This window comes from Paenibacillus sp. MER 180 (genome assembly GCF_023713665.1).
Classification (GTDB): Bacteria; Bacillota; Bacilli; order Paenibacillales; family Paenibacillaceae; genus Paenibacillus_B; species Paenibacillus_B suaedae.
In genome coordinates, this window is sequence record NZ_JAMAVT010000004.1 from 97,995 (window position 1) to 117,235 (window position 19,241).

General features: G+C 48.1%; 17 protein-coding genes. 4 read left to right on the top strand and 13 right to left on the bottom strand.

The annotated features are described in order from the left end of the window. Positions 1-133 precede the first annotated feature (133 nt). Positions 134-1,246 (bottom strand): citrate synthase, encoded by a 1,113-nt coding sequence (citZ, locus tag M3661_RS07785; protein WP_142544151.1) that lies wholly within the window; start codon positions 1,244-1,246, stop codon positions 134-136. Positions 1,247-1,595: 349 nt separating this feature from the next. On the opposite strand from citZ, the gene ytvI reads away from it, so the two are divergent. After that, positions 1,596-2,711: a sporulation integral membrane protein YtvI gene (ytvI, locus tag M3661_RS07790; protein ID WP_251483431.1), complete on the top strand. Its 1,116-nt coding sequence runs from the start codon at positions 1,596-1,598 to the stop codon at positions 2,709-2,711. Between the two features lie 78 nt (positions 2,712-2,789). On the opposite strand, the gene M3661_RS07795 is transcribed toward ytvI, so the two are convergent. From M3661_RS07795 to M3661_RS07830, 8 genes are all read right to left on the bottom strand, one after another. Then, on the bottom strand, positions 2,790-3,191 hold the full coding sequence (locus tag M3661_RS07795; RefSeq protein WP_397376501.1) for an FxsA family protein: 402 nt from the start codon (positions 3,189-3,191) through the stop codon (positions 2,790-2,792). A gap of 143 nt (positions 3,192-3,334) precedes the next feature. Next, entirely contained in the window at positions 3,335-3,835 is a 501-nt protein-coding gene (locus tag M3661_RS07800; protein WP_028532394.1) for an acyl-CoA thioesterase, read from the bottom strand. A 122-nt stretch (positions 3,836-3,957) separates the two neighbouring features. Beyond that, a complete protein-coding gene (gene pyk / locus M3661_RS07805) occupies positions 3,958-5,388 on the bottom strand; it encodes a pyruvate kinase (protein WP_021252163.1) in 1,431 nt (476 codons plus the stop codon). Positions 5,389-5,608: 220 nt separating this feature from the next. Then, entirely contained in the window at positions 5,609-6,574 is a 966-nt protein-coding gene (locus M3661_RS07810) for an acetyl-CoA carboxylase carboxyltransferase subunit alpha (protein ID WP_021252164.1), read from the bottom strand. Next, complete coding sequence (gene accD, locus M3661_RS07815; protein WP_021259003.1) at positions 6,564-7,445, bottom strand: acetyl-CoA carboxylase, carboxyltransferase subunit beta; 882 nt, start codon at positions 7,443-7,445, stop codon at positions 6,564-6,566. Before accD ends, M3661_RS07810 begins: the two co-directional genes overlap by 11 nt. A gap of 137 nt (positions 7,446-7,582) precedes the next feature. Then, the gene (locus tag M3661_RS07820) at positions 7,583-7,771 is read right to left on the bottom strand and encodes a hypothetical protein (RefSeq protein ID WP_021252166.1); all 189 of its coding nucleotides are present in this window, start codon (positions 7,769-7,771) and stop codon (positions 7,583-7,585) included. A 169-nt stretch (positions 7,772-7,940) separates the two neighbouring features. Further along, a complete protein-coding gene (locus M3661_RS07825) occupies positions 7,941-8,465 on the bottom strand; it encodes a phosphatidylglycerophosphatase A family protein (RefSeq protein WP_044356245.1) in 525 nt (174 codons plus the stop codon). Between the two features lie 120 nt (positions 8,466-8,585). Then, positions 8,586-12,296 (bottom strand): DNA polymerase III subunit alpha, encoded by a 3,711-nt coding sequence (locus M3661_RS07830; protein ID WP_251483433.1) that lies wholly within the window; start codon positions 12,294-12,296, stop codon positions 8,586-8,588. 123 nt (positions 12,297-12,419) lie between these two features. Here M3661_RS07830 and M3661_RS07835 point away from each other — a divergent pair, with 123 nt between their 5' ends. The 3 genes from M3661_RS07835 to M3661_RS07845 all read left to right on the top strand — a co-directional run bounded on the left by M3661_RS07835 (position 12,420) and on the right by M3661_RS07845 (position 13,775). Then, positions 12,420-12,746, top strand: coding sequence for a YtrH family sporulation protein (locus M3661_RS07835; protein ID WP_028532392.1), 327 nt, complete (start codon positions 12,420-12,422; stop codon positions 12,744-12,746). 104 nt (positions 12,747-12,850) lie between these two features. Beyond that, positions 12,851-13,345 carry a sporulation membrane protein YtrI gene (locus tag M3661_RS07840; RefSeq protein WP_021259007.1) on the top strand — a complete coding sequence of 165 codons (495 nt, stop codon included), beginning with the start codon at positions 12,851-12,853 and terminating at the stop codon, positions 13,343-13,345. Between the two features lie 124 nt (positions 13,346-13,469). Continuing rightward, positions 13,470-13,775, top strand: a complete 306-nt coding sequence (locus tag M3661_RS07845; protein WP_021252171.1) for a YtpI family protein — start codon at positions 13,470-13,472, stop codon at positions 13,773-13,775. Positions 13,776-13,977: 202 nt separating this feature from the next. Here the strand turns inward: M3661_RS07845 and M3661_RS07850 are convergent, their stop codons facing one another. The 4 genes from M3661_RS07850 to M3661_RS07865 form a co-directional block, all read right to left on the bottom strand. Then, on the bottom strand, positions 13,978-15,312 hold the full coding sequence (locus M3661_RS07850) for a DRTGG domain-containing protein (RefSeq protein WP_251483434.1): 1,335 nt from the start codon (positions 15,310-15,312) through the stop codon (positions 13,978-13,980). Between the two features lie 141 nt (positions 15,313-15,453). Next, positions 15,454-18,129, bottom strand: a complete 2,676-nt coding sequence (locus tag M3661_RS07855; protein WP_251483436.1) for a YhgE/Pip family protein — start codon at positions 18,127-18,129, stop codon at positions 15,454-15,456. A 295-nt stretch (positions 18,130-18,424) separates the two neighbouring features. Continuing rightward, positions 18,425-18,730, bottom strand: coding sequence for a hypothetical protein (locus M3661_RS07860; RefSeq protein ID WP_065292114.1), 306 nt, complete (start codon positions 18,728-18,730; stop codon positions 18,425-18,427). Positions 18,731-18,842: 112 nt separating this feature from the next. Then, on the bottom strand, positions 18,843-19,178 hold the full coding sequence (locus M3661_RS07865; protein WP_065292135.1) for a YlbF/YmcA family competence regulator: 336 nt from the start codon (positions 19,176-19,178) through the stop codon (positions 18,843-18,845). Between the last annotated feature and the right edge of the window lie 63 nt (positions 19,179-19,241).

The window sequence follows — 19,241 nt, forward strand, 5'->3', positions numbered from 1 at the left end:
AGATGTTCCTCCTTCAATTTCATTGTCACACAAACAGCTAACGGGAGCTACTCTTCTATTGTAGCAACCCGTCAATTTGTAAGACAACCTATGTTTTCAAAAACTTCTACATTTATCTCAATTGAGTTGATAATTACCGTTCTTGAATCGGGATAAATAACTGACTGGATGGGCCTGTATACTCTGCACGCGGGCGAATGATACGGTTATTGTCCAACTGCTCCAAAATATGCGCTGTCCAGCCGGATACGCGGCTGATTGCAAAGATAGGCGTGAACAAGTCTCTCGGAATGCCCAGCATGGTATAGACAGATGCTGAATAGAAGTCAACGTTCGGCTTCAGTCCCTTCTGTCCAGTAACAAGAGACTCAATGCGTGTAGACATATCATACAGCTTCATATCTTGACACGCTTCTCCAAGCTCATGGGACATCTTCTGCAGATGCTTCGCCCGAGGATCCCCGTTCTTATATACACGGTGCCCGAAGCCCATAATCTTCTCCTTGTTGTCAAGCTTGGACTGAATATAATCATCAACACGATCAAGGTCAGCAATCTCCTCCAGCATCACCATAACCGCTTCATTGGCTCCGCCATGCAGCGGCCCCTTCAGTGCGCCGATTGCCGATACAACACCGGAATACATATCCGACAAGGTGGCAACCGTAACCCGGGCAGCGAATGTAGAGGCGTTCAGTTCATGATCCGCATGAAGGACAAGCGCCTTGTCCATAGCCGATACAGCGCTATCGGAAGGCTCTTCGCCAGTTAACATATATAGGAAATTATAAGCGATGGAATGACCCGGTTTCGGAGAAATCGGCTCCTTCCCTGCACGAACGCGTGCAAAAGCCGCGACCACAGTTGGTAGCTGTGCTTGCAGCGCAATGGCTTTATGTACATTAGCGTCATGCCCCGTGTCATTCGCTTGTTCATCATATAAAGCCAATGCAGAAATCGCAGTACGGAGAACAGCCATCGTATTCGCGTCTGACGGATACAATTTCATTTGTTCAACAACGGCTGAAGGAATTGCAGCGCTCTTCTCCAGACGAGTGCGTAACTCCGAAAGTTCCTCTTGATTTGGCAGCTTGCCGAACCACAATAAATGAACAACTTCTTCGAATGTCGAATGATCGGCCAAATCGTCGATATTATAACCGCGGTATGTTAGCACACCATCGATGATTGAGCTAATAGAAGAAGTCGTTGCAACTATGCCTTCCAAACCTTTCGTTGCTGTCATCTGCCCTCTCTCCTTTGCATATGTAACCTAATACCATCCCATCTTTCTTTTCCCTGTGTTATCTCGATGTGTTTCGAAGTATTCCGCCCCGGAAAAAAAGGCAAGTTTTCCTATTAAGATGATAATGGATAATGTCGGAAATGTGAACGGTTTCAGTTGAAAAATATGGATAGAAATGCTTTATCAGAGGTATAAACGTTTTTTAAACTCCTTGAAATCATTGAGGATAAAAAGAAAAAATCAAGGAAATTGGGTATGGCGCATAGCATATAGAGAGGGTCGTCCTCCCAGATCGGACGTGCTGGGAAACCGAGGATTTACAGTAGGATTCATGGAGGTGATTGAGATCATGGAGCAGCACATCATCAAGCGTATTCTTCGCGGAGGGTGGGTATTGACCGTTGGTATACTTATACTCTTATCCTGCTATCTATTAGTCCCCCTGCTCTATCCGTTTCTCATTGCCTGGCTGATCGCTCTAATGCTCAATCCCGTTGTTGAGTGGATGTCAGAACAGTTCCGTATGCCGCGCTGGCTAAGTGTTACGATATGCTTGACCCTGTTCATTACGTCGATGCTAACGGTTGCGGCAGCGGTAGTTACGCGTGTGGTGAGAGAGGTTTATAATCTGTCCAATTCTATGGATCATTTTCTCCGTCTATGGAGGGAATTCTTTATTCAGCTGTTCGAAAATGATAAGGTTCGCACATTTCTTGAAACGCTTGGCTCCTTATACAAAGATAATCCAAATCTTCAAGGCTCGATCAACAGTAACTTATCGAGCACTGCAGAAAAGATAACGACAGTGATCACCAACTTCATCACCTCTTTTCTGGATGCGATCGTCCGTCTCTTGTCCAGCCTTCCAAATGTGGCGTCCATTTCAATCATCATTCTCTTATCCGCCTTCTTCATAAGCAAGGACTGGTCGCGTTGGATGGGCATCCCTGCACGTGCCATGCCTGCCTCCATTAATCAATCCATGCGAACGATCTGGGGCGATCTGAAGCAGGCCCTATTCGGTTACTTGCGAGCCCAGTTATTTCTGATTTCCATTACGATGTTCATCATTACAACAGGACTCATTGTTCTGCGCGTGGATTATGCAATCACCTTAGGCCTTCTCGTCGGCATTATCGATTTGCTGCCGTACCTTGGTGTCGGTGCTGTCATGATTCCATGGATTGTATACTGCTTTGCCGTTGACCAAGGTTCGCTTGGCATTGGCTTACTTATCGTATATGCCATCGTCCTGCTCACGAGGCAGATTATGGAGCCGAAGGTACTGGCGTCAACAGTCGGTCTTGATCCGCTCCTCATGTTAATTGCCATGTTCGTCGGCATGCAGTTGTTCGGCTTCCTCGGACTTATTGTCGGTCCCGTCTCCCTCGTTCTGCTGTCTGCCATGAAGCGAGCAAATGTCTTTCTGGATTTACAGACGTATATTATCAGCGGCAGAAAATAAAAAACGCACTGTTCAAATGTACACAAAAACGCCCGCCACATGGTTCTTCACCATACAGCGGGCGTGTATATTTCAAGATTAGAAACGGCGGAAATAAATAAAATTTCCGTCCTTCATCTTTTTCTCCAACCACTTAAGCAGATAGTGCCTATAGATCGGTCTAGTCAGCGGAAATACAAGTGCGAAGCCAATAATATCCGTAAAGAATCCCGGTGTAAGCAGTAAGATTCCTCCTGCAAGAATACATAGGCCTTCTACCGCAGAACGTCCTGGAATTTGCCCTGCCTGCATCTGCTTCTGAGCTTCTGCCAACACTTGATTCCCTTCGTAGCGCGCAATTACTGCTCCGATAACCCCGGTAAGCAATATCAACAGGAACGTATTCCAGCCCCCTACCCAGTTGCTCATCAGTACGAAACCGTACACTTCCAGTGCAGGAATTAATGTCAGAGTAATGAGTACCCATACCATCGGATTCAAGAACCATTCCCTCCCTTGCATAATGACTTATGCATTGCATCTTGCATTACAATCATGCAACTCTCATGGATGACATTCTAAGTAGAATCATTCCCATCCATCTCTTGAAATGGAGAAATCAACATCCTTCATATGAAGATGAATTAAGAGGTCGGGCGCATTCGCTCCAGCAATGACCATACATCTTCCGCTTCCCGCTCAAGACGAATAGGCCGCCAATCCGCATTCAGCCAAGCAAGAGTAGTTGTTCCTTCCACGAGCAGCTTGCCGGATGGCTTAGAGACCCAGCCTGCTTCAGGCAGGCCTGTGTCTGTACCGCCCTCTATCCTGCATACTTGTGACTCAAATGTCAACCGGAGAGGCGACAGCTGCATCAAGCGCGTATATACCATCACTCGATCATCATAGTATGCGGGACGCTTGAACTTCACCTGCAAATCGACCACAGGGAGCAGCAGCCCTCTTGCTTCAAGATCCCGATAGTTCATACCGAGAGCTCGAATCCATTCCGTTCTTCCGACTTCGAACCACGTCACATAGTTGCCGTGGAATACGACATTCATTCGATCTGTCTCTTGATAGCGAACGCGCAGCGGATAACCAAACCATACCGATTGATCTTCTTCCCTAGCGTCATGATACATCTTCTTTCCTCCTCCATTGTAGCGCATTCGAGGGTACGTTCACAAATACAGCAAGAGCAATGGTTCAACCATTGCTCTTGTCTGGTATTGCTTCTATATTCAATTGGATAGGCCTATTCTTATTAGCAACGGCCTTGTCCGATTTGGCTTACTTTAACAAGGTTTGTAGAACCTGCACAGCTTGTAGGAACACCAGCTGTGATTACAACCAAGTCGCCTTCTGCAACGATGCCTGTCTTCACGCCGCCTGCAACAGCAACGTCAAACATTTCGTCTGTAGAAGTAGCTTGATCGACTTTAACTGGAGTAACACCCCAAGTCAAGGACAAACCACGCATCACTTGCTCAGAAGGAGTCACAGCGATGATTGGAGCTTTCGGACGGTATTTGGAAACCATACGCGCTGTGTAGCCTGTTTGTGTAGAGCTGATGATTGCTTTTGCATCCAGATCAAGAGCTGTGTTAGCAACTGCTTGGCTGATTGCATCAGTAACTGTAGCTTGCTGTCTCGAGCTTTGTTTTACCAAGATTTCACGGTATTCAAGCGCAGATTCAGCTTTTTCAGCGATACGGGACATTGTCAATACGGATTCAACTGGGTATTTACCAGCAGCTGTTTCACCGGACAACATGATTGCATCCGTACCGTCGAAGATTGCGTTTGCTACGTCACTTGCTTCCGCACGTGTAGGACGTGGGTTGCGTTGCATGGAATCAAGCATTTGTGTAGCTGTGATAACTGGCTTGCCAGCCAAGTTGCACTTCTCGATCATACGCTTCTGAACGAGTGGAACTTCTTCAGCTGGAATCTCAACGCCAAGGTCACCACGAGCAACCATCAAGCCGTCAGACGCTTCCAGGATTGCATCCAGGTTGTCTACGCCTTCTTGGTTTTCGATTTTGGAAATGATTTGGATATGAGTTGCATTGTGCTTCTCAAGCAATTCACGAATTTCCAAAACGTCTTGCTCTTTACGAACGAATGAAGCAGCGATGAAATCAACGCCTTGCTCGATACCGAAGCGGATGTCGTTCGCGTCTTTTTCTGTAATACCTGGCAAGGAAATTTTCACACCAGGAACGTTAACGCCTTTTTTGCTCTTGATTGTGCCGCCGTTAACGATTTTACATTTGATTTCTGTACCTTGAATCTCAACAACCGTCAAACCAACGAGGCCGTCATCGATCAAGATAGTGGAACCGACTTCAACGTCACGAGGCAAGTTCTCGTAAGTTACGGAGATGCGGTCTTTATCGCCAAGGATTTCTTCTGTTGTCAATGTGATGAACTCGTCTTCAACGAGGTCAACGGAGTCAACAGCAAGCTTACCTGTACGAATTTCAGGGCCTTTCGTATCAAGGAGAATTGCAACCGTTTTGTTCAACTCTTGGGATGCTTGACGAATGTTTTTGATTCGGTTGCCATGCTCTTCAAAATCACCATGTGAAAAATTGAGACGAGCAACGTTCATGCCAGCCATGATCAATTTTTTAGTGTTCTCTAAAGATTCGCTGGAAGGACCGATAGTACAGACGATTTTTGTTTTACGCATATGGGCTTCCTCCAATTATGTGTGTCTCTCTGTATCTCTATATTGTATTGCTAAAAACAAGGCTCTCAACTATCTAATTTACTATACTCAATAAAATTTGTATATGAAGATAATCATATTTATAAGTTTTACCAGTGAACGATGTTTTAAGTCAATTGACTCATGAAAACCGTGTCATCCCAGTCAGGACGCGGGATTCAGGACACAGACGCCACTGAACTTATCCGTGCTGCAGAATGCCGAACTCGCCAATATTGCGAAATTTGTCATATCTATCTTCGCGAAGCTGCTCTGGGGACATCCCCATCAGCTCGGTCAGATGACGCCAGAGCGCATCTTTCATGTTAGCAGAGGCCGCTTCAACATCCTTATGCGCACCGCCTTGAGGCTCTGGAATGATCTCCTCGATAACATTGAGTTCCTTCAGGTCAGAAGCTGTAATCTTCATCGCTTCTGCTGCTTGGTCGGCTTTGGACGCATCCTTCCAGAGGATAGATGCAGCACCGTTCGGGGAAATGCATGAATAGATTGCATTCTCCAACATAAGAACTCGGTTGCCTACGCCGAGCGCGAGCGCGCCGCCGCTTCCACCTTCACCGATGACGACGCAAATTATTGGCACGCCGAACATGGCCATATCCCGCAAATTGCGTGCAATAGCTTCCGATTGTCCTCGTTCCTCAGCTGTATTGCCTGGGTATGCACCCTTCGTATCGATGAATGTAATGATCGGACGACCGAACTTGTCCGCTTGATGCATGAGCCTAAGCGCCTTACGGAAGCCTTCTGGATGCGGGCTGCCGAAGAATCTTGCAATGTTGTCCTTAGTATCCTTGCCCCGCTGATGTCCGATTACCGTTACCGGCACCCCGTTCAGTCGCGCCAATCCGCCCACAATAGCAAGATCGTTGCCGAACAGTCGGTCACCATGAAGCTCAATGAAATCAGTGAATATATGCTGGACAAAATCCAGTGTGGTTGGTCGCTGTTGGTGTCTCGCCAAGTGCATTTTCTGCGATGGGGAGATGCTAGCATAGATCTCTGCCGCTAGCTTGGCGTAACGCTCCTCCAACCGGGCGATTTCTTCAGTAAAGTCAATTTGCTTCTCGTCGCCGAACCGTTTTAATTCAGCAATCTTCTGCTTCAACTCCACCAAAGGTTGCTCGAACGGCAGTTCATTCGCCATGAGCTACATCCCCTTTCACCGTATGCAGATCGATAAGTTTCGCCAACGTGGACTTCATGTCCTTGCGCTGCACGACCAGATCGATTTGTCCATGCTTCTGATTGAATTCAGCCGTTTGGAATTCTTCCGGAAGCTTCTGACGAATCGTCTGCTCGATTACGAGACGGCCAGCAAAGCCTACTCTTGCCCCAGGCTCAGCTATAATGATGTCGCCAAGCATAGCGAAGCTTGCAGACACTCCACCCATAGTCGGATCCGTGAATACCGAAATATAGAACCCGCCTGCTTCATGGAATTTCCCAAGCGCTGCACTTGTCTTGGCCATCTGCATCAGACTCAAGATGCTCTCCTGCATTCTTGCGCCGCCAGATGTAGAGAAGATGACTAACGGATATTGTTTCTGCATAGCAGTTTCAATAGCTCGTGTAATTTTTTCTCCTGTTGCCGAACCCATGCTGCCAGTGAAGAAATCGAAGCTCATCACAGCTACGACAACCGGAAATCCTCCAATTGTCCCCTCGCCCGTAATAACAGCTTCATCCATGCCGGATTTCGCTCTTTGCTGTTCCAGCTTGTCCTTATATTCTGGAAAAGCAAGCGGATCTGCGGATACGATATCCGCATCATATTCAAAAAATCGGCCTTCATCCAAAGTCATCTCAATGCGCTCCCTTGCATTCAAGCGCATATGATGCCCGCATTGCGTACATACCTTCAGGTTTTTCTCCAGCTCTTTATGATATTGAATCGAGCCACATTTTGGACATTTATTCATCAAACCTTCGGGTATTTCGCGTTTGGGACGGTCATCGTGTACAGATCCGGACGGCACCGTTGCGTACTTTTTCTTTTGAAATAAGTCTTTAAACACCCGATACACCTCTTTAGGCGTGATTTCTCCAGTTGAAATACAGGACATCATCCTATTTCTTCAAACTAGAGATTGTCCTAACCATAGACAACAAAAATCGGCTGTTTGAACGATAACATCGTCATTCATCAGCCGCATCATGCATGCAAGATCGAATTAAGCACTTCCTGAACCTCTTCAACTTCTCCGGAAGGCACTAGAATTTCAAACTGTTGTTTAGACAGATGGATTGGACGGATCTGAATAAGGAATCCTTCCTCGGTCAGCTTGCGCTGAATCTTATCTGCTAAATTGGCAGTCGGTGCGATGTAGATAACAGTCCACACGCGCGATTGACCCCCCTAACGTTCCAGAAACGGCTCATATAATGCCATTATGATATCATAATTGTCAATTTCATCGCAACAAATTCCAACAGACTTGCTGCAATGCACTGCCCAATAAGCAATGATGAACCAGCGCCAAGCCTTATCCTATCTCGGCTATTCGTATTCTTTAAGAATTTGCATTCATATCGTCAAGCTTGCAGGCTCCACCCTCGCCATACTGCTGAGCACGCTTGTCGTGATGGGCAATTCTAGCTGACGCAGCAGCAGCTAATCCAGCTACAATATCATCTAGAAAAACATGAATTCGCGTACGATCCGAATTGAGCTGATGAATGATGCCAAGCTTGGCCTTATCCAAGTATCCGAAGCTCGTGAGGCCAATCATTCCATATACACTCGTAATGCCAAGTGCAAGTGTCTCATCAACACCATACAAGGATTCATCCGTCTCCATAATCGCTTGAAGCGGCTCCGGCAGCAGCTTCTGCTCGGCAAGCAAATCCAATGCAATGCCTGTAATGAGCGTGTATTGAACTTCGCGCTTGCGTGTTACGGCTCGTACGCTGTCCAGACAATCCTCCAGCGTCAACGCTGCATTGTATGGCTGCTGAAGATGGAGCACAATCTCCGCGATGGATTCAAGTGATACGCCGCGCTTAACAAGCCATTGTTCCGCCATATTGAATGTCATGGCGTCCCCTCCCTTCGCCCCTTCAACTTCACCTACCCGTGAATAGGGCGTATGACCACTCTATGCGGGATGATAAGGAATTGTGCTACTTGCGGGAGGAGATTCGATCCCTGACATTTGTTATTTGACGCGTACGGTTCCAGCACCGAACATTGATTCGATCCGCTTGAACAGATCCGGTGACGGCTTCAGCGAATATGCCTCGCTAAGCGCCCGCAATTGCTGTTCGCGCTCATAGAACAATACAGTCGGCAGCGGCCCTGGCTGCGACTTCAAGAGTTCCTTCAGCTGTTGAAGCAGGTCTGGCCGCTCATGATCGGCTGTAATCTTAATATATACTCGCTGTCGCTGTGGTGGGCGCCCACTCGTTCTGGAGGCAGGAGCTTCGGTTCCCCCACCCTGTGCTGTGTTCCGCATACGAGCTGCAGATGAACTCCTATCCGTCCTATCCGCAGACATGCTGCCCGCATCTCGGTTCATGCCGGCGGCCGCTTCGGCACCACGTTGTAGGTTGAGCGCCGCCTCTCGTTGATTCGGGCTTCGTCCAGACGGTTGTTCGCCGGCCATGCGCGACTGAGAAGCTTGCCCACCACGCGTCTCAGAGGAGCGTCTGCGATGGGCAGCACGCTTCGTCAACGCAGCAATCGCATGGGGCTCAAGCGGTACAACCTCGTCAGCAAGCAGCTTATAGCCTTCATCCTGACGCTGCACCTTCGCCCGCAGCGCAATCAATGCTCCCTTCCCAATCAACGGTTCTGATCGGCGCCACACTTCGGGGAACAGCACCACTTCAGCCCGCTCGATCCGATCCTCAATTTCAATGAATGCCATCGGCTTGCCCTTCTTCGTCATTATCGTTCGAAGCGACACGACCATCCCAGCAACGGTACACTCACTCTCGTCCGGTACCTCATGCAAATCAACAAGCCGATCCGTCTCGGAGGACTCCAGCAGCTGCGCATGGTCATCCAGCGGATGACCGGATAAGTATAATCCAAGCAGCTCGCGCTCCAGCTCCAGCTGCTCTGCCATAGCGAACGGCGGTATATTCGGATAATCGATCGTCCAATTGTTTACTTCGACGAAGCCGAACAATTGAATTTGAAGATCCTCTCTTTCCTTACGCCATTTCGCAGCCGCATCCAAGGCCTCATCCAGCATGGCCAATAGCTGTGCCCGATGACCTGGAAGTGAATCGAATGCCCCCGCTTGAATAAGCGATTCAATGACTCTGCGATTGCACACCCGAAGATCAACTCGCTGACAGAAATCGAGCAAATCTGCAAATGGCTTTTCCTTCCGCTGTTTCAATATGCTTTCTATCGCAAGCGTACCCACATTCTTAATCGCGCCAAGGCCGAAGCGAATTGCGCCATCAACGGGCGTAAAGCGAACATAGCTTTCATTAACATCCGGAGGCGATACCGTTATGCCTATTCTTCGACAATCCTCAATGTACTCTGCAATCTTCCGATGGCTTCCCATATTCGCTGTCAGCATGGACGCCATAAATTCTGTCGGATAGTGAGCCTTCAAATAGGCAGTTTGGAAGGCTAGCACGCCGTATGCAGCTGCGTGAGCCCGTGGGAATCCATAATCAGCGAAGCGAACGATCATATCGTACACCCGATTTGCTTCCACTTCCGTATACCCTTGATTCAGACTGCCTTCTACGAAATGACGCCGCTCTTGATCAAGCACTTCCCGCTTCTTCTTCGAGACCGCGCGCCGCAGCAGATCCGCTTCTCCAAGAGAGAAGCCTGCCATTCTGGAGGCGATATGCATAATCTGCTCTTGATACACAATAATCCCGTACGTATCCTGCAGGATCGGCTTCAGATCGGGATGGGGATATTCGACAGCTTTCAACCCATGCTTGCTATGAATATAGTTCGGGATGAACTCCATTGGACCCGGACGATACAACGCAAGCACGGATACGATATCTTCAAATACAGATGGCTTCAGTTCTCGCAGAACACGCCGTACGCCGGCTGATTCAAGCTGAAACAACCCTGTCGTATCCCCTCGGCACAACAGTTCATAGGTCGCCTCATCCGCATCATCAATCATGCCTAGATCAAGCGGTTCATCGCCGCGAAGATTGACCCATTCTAAGGTTCGTTCAATAATCGACAATGTTCGCAAGCCGAGGAAATCCATCTTCAGCAAGCCGATCGATTCTAAATTTTCCATCGAGTATTGGGTGAGAGCAATATTCTCGGTTCCTGCCTGCAGGGGGACATAATGCGTTAACGGCTCCTCACTGATGACAACACCTGCTGCATGGGTTGATGCGTGGCGCGGCATGCCTTCTACCTTAGATGCCATATCAATAAGCTCGCGTATGCGCGAATCACGTTCTCTCCAACTGCTTAGCTCGCTGCTTGCCCGCAATGCCTTCTCAAGCGTGACTCCGAGTTGATTCGGAATCAGCTTCGCTACCCGATCCGTATCGTTATAAGGCACATTCAATGCCCTGCCGACATCCCGCACCGCTGCCCGCGCAGCCATCGTACCGAACGTAATAATCTGCGCCACGCGGTCATGGCCATACTTATTCGCAACATAAGCAATAACCTCATCACGCCGCTCATCGTTGAAGTCAATATCGATATCAGGCATCGTCACCCGTTCCGGATTCAAAAATCGCTCGAACAATAAATGATACTTGAGCGGATCGACATTCGTAATCCGCAAGCAGTACGCCACAAGACTACCCGCTGACGAGCCCCGTCCGGGACCAGTCATAATGCCTTGTTCATGCGAGAAGCGAATGAAATCCCACACGATGAGGAAGTAATCAGAGAATCCCATATTCTCAATCGTATTCAGCTCATAGACAAGCCTCTCTCTCGCCTCTCGCTGGAAGGCTTCATCCTGCCATTCCGGCAGTCCTTGATAGCGGCTCGCCAGCCCCTCTTCGCACAATTGTCGCACATACTGTCCTGCATTCATGCCTTCAGGGAGCGGATGATAGGCGGGAAGGACATGCCCTCCGAAGTCCAGCGTCACATTGCACTGCTCCGCAATACGAGCCGTATTCGCAACCGCTTCCGGGACATGACGGAACAATGCCGTCATCTCTTCCTGCGACTTAAAGTACATCTGGTCGGTATGCATGCGCATCCGCCCCTCATCCTCAACCGACTTCCCCGTACCTATGCAAATAAGGACATCCTGCATCGCTGCATCTTCCTGCTGCAAATAGTGCACATCATTCGTTGCAACGAGCGGAACGCCCGTCTGCTCACTTAAAGCTATAAGGCCAATGTTAACCTTCTTCTGTTCTGGAAGGCCATGGTCCTGAAGCTCAATATAAAATCCATCACGGAAAATATCCTTATATCGTTCAACCGCGCTGCGCGCTGCCTCTTCATTGCCGTGAAGCACATGCTGCGACACCTCGCCGCCAAGACAGGCGCTTAGCGCGATTATCCCATCTGCGTATTTGCGGAGCGTATCCATATCTACACGAGGCTTATAATGAAATCCCTCCAAGTGCCCTACGGAGCAAATCTTCATCAAGTTGCGATATCCCTGCTCATTCTTCGCCAGCAATATGAAATGATAAATAGGCTGTTCCTTGCGCGATACCTTCTCCTGGAGCGCTCCTGTCGTTACATACGCTTCCACGCCAATAATGGGCTTAATGCCATGCGACATACATGCTTTATAGAAAGGAATGATTCCGTACATCACCCCATGATCCGTGAGGGCTAGCGCCTTCATTCCGCATGCGGCTGCTCGTGCAGCAAGCGCTTCAATACGCGCTGCTCCGTCGAGCAAGCTGTATTCACTATGCACGTGCAAATGCACGAACTGATCCATACCATTCACTCCTTCAACCTGCCATGTTATACGAACATATTTTCGTCTCTTATTGTATCATAATTCCGCCAGCAAGTCCTATACATGTACAAAGGGTAATTCTATGTGAAAAGGGGCGTTACGATGGGTTCATTTCTCTCGAAAGCACTTCTCGATTTCTTCATCGCCTTCGGCATTGTGCTCGGAGGTGCCATACTGGCGGGCATAGGGTCCGTCATCGCTCTTCAACCCCCTTCTGATACGATGCGCCATATTGCGGAGCATCTTAAAATATGGGCAGTCGTAGCTGCTGTAGGTGGAACGATCGACCCGATCCGAGTCATCGAGAGCAACTTCTGGATGGGCAACTTGAATCCAGTATTTAAGCAGCTTATCTTCATTTTCGTATCATTCTTGGGAGCTCACCTCAGCACAGAGCTCATTCACTGGATTTGCCGGGATCGCGTATAACGCAATACGCCACCAATTTCATTCTCATTCCCATCAACCACTTCTTACGCCGGAGTCGCGCATAACATCGCGTAATTAGTCAAGGGAAGGAAGGAGCTTGCACGATGCGCCAGCGTAAAACCCCATTATGGCTCAGCAATCTCGCACTCATCATTGTCGGCAGCGTCATCGGTGCGGGAATCTACCATGCGGTCTATTTGCGTCAATTTAATGAGGTCATGATGATCAATATTGATCTGCGCGATCGCCTTGCCCATTACAAGGCTGAAACGGAAGACTTGCTTCGCTACAAAAATCGGAAAACCATTATTAAAAGCATCGACCTGCACATCTACAAACAGCAGAACGACACTAGCATCCCGCAAGCAGATGAAATGGAGCTGCGACGGCGTTTGCTCAAGGACTTAGCCGTATTGAAGGGACGCAACGTGTTCAAAATTGATGAATACAGTAAGCTTGTGGAAGGGCTATTGTCCCGTAAAATATATCCCGACGTGAATGACAAGGACTACACGGTTCAGCTCCGAACAATGCTCGTCACCGAAGGAGTGCTTCATGTGTGGATTGATGTACATACTTATGTACCAACATCCCCTTAAGGGAATCATCGCTCGCTTAGGCAGCCACTAAATCTTGTAGGACAGCCCCCTGGAATATGGTAATATAAAGGAGTTTAGATTGTAGTCGTTTCCATATTGTCAAAGAAGGAGAGTTGCTTAATCGATGGAAACTATCCAATGGGTGCTCATTATCCTGATTTGTGTGACTTCAGGAATGTCTGTGTATTACAGTTTTCGTTCAAGACGTGAGCAGGCCACAGCGCTTCGTGGCTTGTATGCGGCTAGAATGAATATGTGTATGGGAATTATGCTGCTGCTCATCGCAACGATCCAAATTTTCATGTTCACAGCATCGACAGTTAGAGTCATTGTAGGAGCTGTACTGCTCGTAATCGGATTATTCAATTTGTTCGCTGGGCTGCGCAATCACAGCCATTATCAAGCCATTTATTCCGCAGGTAAAAAATAATCGCCTCATCAACAAAATGGGATTGCCTCTCATATGCCGCGTTACAGCAGCAGAGGCAATCCCATTTATTTGCTCTTCGTGAAGTATCCCTATCCATATATCTAAGTCCCAGTTGCTCTTTGCGTATTCATTTGGATTAGACAACTAGACATACATTCTCTCTCCGAAACATTAAGTCCCTACTGCGGTGCATAGCTGTGCGCTAGTCGTGATCGATCGACTGTGCGGTCATCATTGCTTTGGCGACGAGATGCTCTCCGTGGCGGATGGACAGTTCCAGCTTGCAAAATTTGCGGCTCATCTCGATAAATTCCGGATGCAGCGTAACGATATCCTCGATTTGAAGCGGGCGGACGTAATAAGTTGTCATATTCTCCATAACGTGATCGTAGCTGCGAACGTCCTTCACCGCCCGCAAAGCGGCCTGCGTCATAACGGTGGATAAGATGCCCTCCGATACAGAACCGAATCCATTCACCATCTGCGGTGTGATGACACCACGGAAATAGAGCTGCCCCTTATCGTCCCGCTCTTCCTCGAACCCATTCCATATCAGGTCATCGAACGTCTCCCCGAGATGCGGCTCCTTGCGGGCATCACGCATCGCCTGCAGCACCTGCCGTCTGGTCACTACAGCAATGAGCTTGCGGTTGCGATCGACGATCGGGAGCAGTTCAACGCCCTCCCACACCATCGTATGCGCTGCCGAAGCGAGCGTCGTCTGCAGCGTAGCCGTGATCGGACTCCGCGTATAGAGCTTATCAATGCTCGTGTCTGGTTCAGCCCCCAGTACATCCTTGTATGTAATCATACCAATAACCCTATACCACTCGTCTACGACGGGGAAGCGAGTATGACTTGTCTCATCACGCAGTCGTTGGAAGTCGCCTACTGTGCTGGATGGACGCAGCACAATCATTTTGTCTTTCGCTGTAACGATGTCTTCAACGATCATAATCTTCTTCTTAATTAACCGGTCGAACAGCGCGCGGTTGATCATAGAGCCGACCGTAAATGTATCGTACTTCGAAGAGATAATTGGCAAGTCCAGCGCATCGGCCAGCAGCTTCACCTCTCGGCTTGTTCCGAATCCACCCGTTATAAGTACACCTGCTCCATGCTGAAGCGCAAGACGATGAGCATCCTCGCGGTTCCCGACAATGAGCAAGCTCCCTGCATCAATATAACGAGCCATGGCATCCAGCTTCATCGCGCCGATGACGTATTTGTTCAGTGTCTTCATCAGACCGCGGCTTCCGCCAAGAACATGACCGCCTAAAATATCAACAACTTCACCGAATGTCAGCTGTTCGGACATATTGCGTGGCTTCTTCTCTACCCGAACCGTGCCAATACGTTCCTTCGTGACTACGATCCCGATGCTCTCTGCTTCCTTCACGGCACGATAGGCGGTTCCCTCACTAACGCCCATTTCCTTCGCCAGCTTACGAACCGATATTTTCGTCCCCGGCTTCAAACTTTCAATATGCTGCAGCAATTGTTCGTGCTTCGTTAGCGTCGCATCATGGCCATCCATCTGTTACACCCCTATATCCCGAACTGTTGTATTCTGTGCTTAGTTTACCATATATTTATAGGTAACTGCAAAATAAACAAGCTGGCATCTGACGATTCAGATACCAGCTTGTTAGCTAAGCATACGAGGGAATACACAGCCTTATCCCGCAATCACTGCGGATGAATCTGCTCTCTCCTTTTTCACTAGCTTGCGATAGAACATCTGGAACGACAAGCCGCTTGCTGCCAGTGCGAGTCCAATGTACACCGACAGAAATCCGAGGTTCATCCATACATAGCCCATATCACCTAGTGAGATAACGCCGCGGAAAGCCCGTATTGTGTACGTCATCGGAAGCCATGGATGAAGCATTTGGAAAAATGGCGGTGTCAGCTCAATTGGGAACGTTCCTGCCGTTGAAGACAACTGCAGCACGAGCAAAATAATAATGATAAACCGGCCTACATTGCCAAACGTCGTAATGAAAAATTGGATCAAGGCAAAGAAGGTTAAGCTCGTAGTCAAGCATACAAGGAAGAACATCGGTATATTGGTTACAGGCAGATTAATGACCGTCAGTACAACTGTACCGCAGATGATCACTTGCAGAATGCTCTCGACTGTCATAAAGCCAAATTTACTTACCATCCAAGCCATACCAGATGGAGGCCTCCCGCTTGTTTGTTTCAACGGATAGACCATGGAGAACATAAGTGCACCCACGAAGAATCCAAGCGACAAGAAATACGGGGCCATACCAACGCCATACGTTGTGACGTCATGATTATCCAGCTTGTCACTGCCTACCGGAGATGAGATCATCTCATACGTTTTATCGGTCGGGTGCTGCATCGCCTTCTCTGCACCTTCTCTCAGCTTGTCGCGCAGCTCTGCGCCTCCATCTTGCAGTCGCTTCTGACCATCTAAAAGCATCGCAAATCCGTCGTTAATCGAGGCCTTGGCCTTCTCTACCTGATTCAGCACATCACTCATCTTCTGGAACATAACCTTCTGAACATGACTGGCTGCTTCATTCAGCTTCATATCCGCCAAATTATGCAGCATATCACGCGCCATAGGCTCCATCGCATTTACTTTGTCGTCTGCAGCCTTATGCAGCTTCTTCGTAATCTCTGGCGCCAATCGGTTCAACTCATCATTTACTTTATGATGAATGCCGTTCACGACTTTCGGCTCGTATTCCTTCCATTTCTCATCAACAAGCGTATGCAGCGTATCGACTAGCTGCTTCGACTTCTGCTGATACATATTTTCTGCAAGCTCATGCGCCTTGTCTCGCAGTTGAGGAGCCAATTCATTCGCCTTCGCAATTACCATGCGGTTCGCCATGGAGCGTATCTGTGGGAAGACTTCATCGAACTTCTGATCCGCTGCCTCGTGCAGCTTCTTCACAAGCGAACTTCCCACCTTGCTCAGCTCTCTATCCGCAAGCTCCGTTAGATCCTGCTTCACCTTACTCTTGAGCGCCAACAGATTCTCGCCGTTCAGCCGATCCTCAACCTTCGCACGAACATCCCCTAGCTTCTTCTTCAACTCATCCCACTGCGGTTTCATAGCAGGCGGAATCTGTTCTTCAAAGGGCTTAAGCTTCTCCTCAAGTATTTTCAAATCCTCGTGGATCTTGTTCATCTCATCCTTGCCACGCTGAATTGCGCCGTCAAAGATGGCATCGACCTTCTCATCAATATAGCGATGAATGGAAGAACGAATCGTGCTGTCGAGCTTGCTGTACTCATTATCGATGATGGTATGCATCTTGGCTCGAGCTGCAGGCTCCATCTTCGTTATCGAATCATCAAGCTCCTTGCTGATCTTCGCCAGTACATTGTTCAAGTTTGCCTCATATGCACGATCAATTTCTTTATGCATATTCTCCCGAATTTGCTCACCATACTTGTTAGCTTGCAGATCAATTTGTTCATGTACTTTTTCCTTAGCCGGCATAGAATTGGTGCGAACAAGCTCGTCAATTTTGATATGCAGCGAATCGTGCACGATATCATAATATTTATCAGATTGCGTATCAATTTCACGATGAATCTTATCCATCATCTTCGGTTTATTGCTGCGGATCGCTTCATCGATTTCCTTATGAATCATCTGATCAAGCTTCTCTTTGTTCTCCTCCAAGGCACGTTCCACCATCGTTCCAGCCTGAGAGGTCTTCGAATCGACCGCCGCATTCAATTCATCGCGGAACCTCTCAATCCCCTCACCTAGCTGGCCTAAGCCTTGCTCAATCTGACTCGCACCTTCACTAGCAGCATTCAATCCATCCGCTACTTTATCAATCGCATTGAACATTTGCTCAACATATGTTTCCGTTACCTTTTGCGACAATTCTGCCTTGATGTTCTGCACTACTTTATCTGAGATCTGTCCCGAAATAAAGTTATAACTGCTGTTCTCTGTGTATATCAGGTTCATCGGCTGCGGGTGCGGATCAAGGATCGTCGTTGCATTATGCGACATTTGTTCAGGGATGCGGATCATCAAGTAGAACTTGTTCTCGCTTAATCCCCGTTCCGCTTCCTGCCTGCTTACAAAATGAAACTCTACCTTCTCATTATCGCGCAGCTTCTCGATCAGCTCTCTGCCGATGGCAATCTCTTTCCCTTCGTACATCACCGGTCGATCCTCGTTGACGACAGCGACAGGCATATGCTTGACATTGCTATAAGGATCCCAATTCGCAACCAGATATACGCCGCAATACAGCAGCGGGATAATGAGCAGACCCAAAACGGGTACAAGCACATCTTTGGTACGGATATTCGCCACGAATTCCGACCAGAAAAAACGAATACTATGCACGCTGTCACCTCCTTATTGACCGAATGACCATTTTGTTAATACGGTTCTAATTTGACAGATGTGAGTATTATATCTTAGCCTTTTTCAAATTTCAATTTTTAAATTTTCTCCCAACGAAACCCATTTCCCATGACAAATATTCCAAATGCCAACTCAAAAAAACAATGCTGTTCCCAACGCTTCAGCGATGCTTCTCCTGCCCCACAATGTCAGAATTATGACCGCAATCAGCGGTTCAGAACCAAAAAAATAGAGCCTCTCCTAATGGAGAGACTCTATTCCTCAGCTATTGTGCTTACTTCAACCTGGCTGGCTGCCGCTTCATACGCTCTTCAAGGCGTCTATATTTCTCACGCTTAATCTTCTGCAAACGCTGTTCCGTCTCCTCATCCACCCGCAGCAAGCGGTGCAAATGAGCAGCAACAATCAACAATGCAAACGCAATCCATACAACGCCGAACGTCGAAGCTGCTGTCCAGCCATCCTTGAAGCTCAATGTAGGCAATACATAAATCAGCATCGCTACAACCAGAATGATGGATATGACATGCTTCCAGTTATTCCGTGGCTTCACAATAGCCGTATGACGTTCCGTTTTCATCCCGTTACGCTCCTTACTTGAGACGAGCCGTGATTCTGAAGCATCATCTCTATTCTTGTCCTATACTAGAGCGTATGCCGGTTATATGAATCCCATGACTTCTTTCTTGTCCTTATTGATACAGGTGGCCTAGCGATTCGGAGACGATCTTGTTCACATCTTGAATGACAACGGCAAGGCGGCGTTCAGCATCGAACAGCTTCGCAATATCTGCATTCATGCTGATCACTTGGAACAATTTCTCCATCTTTTCCATCTCTTCTTGATCTGGCATTTCACCTGTCATCATCTTTTGCTGCATATTCATCTGACGTGCACGGAAATCATCAAGCATCTGCTTGCCTTCAGGGTTCGCATCCACTGCTTTCATTGCTTCTTCTACAGCTTTGGCCTCTTCAGAGGACTGCAATGCACGTGCTAAGTCGTGCGCTTTGTCGTATACGCTCATCATTCATTACCTCCCGCAAAAAATACAATCTTCAGCATATCATAGTTCCATATTACTGTCCTC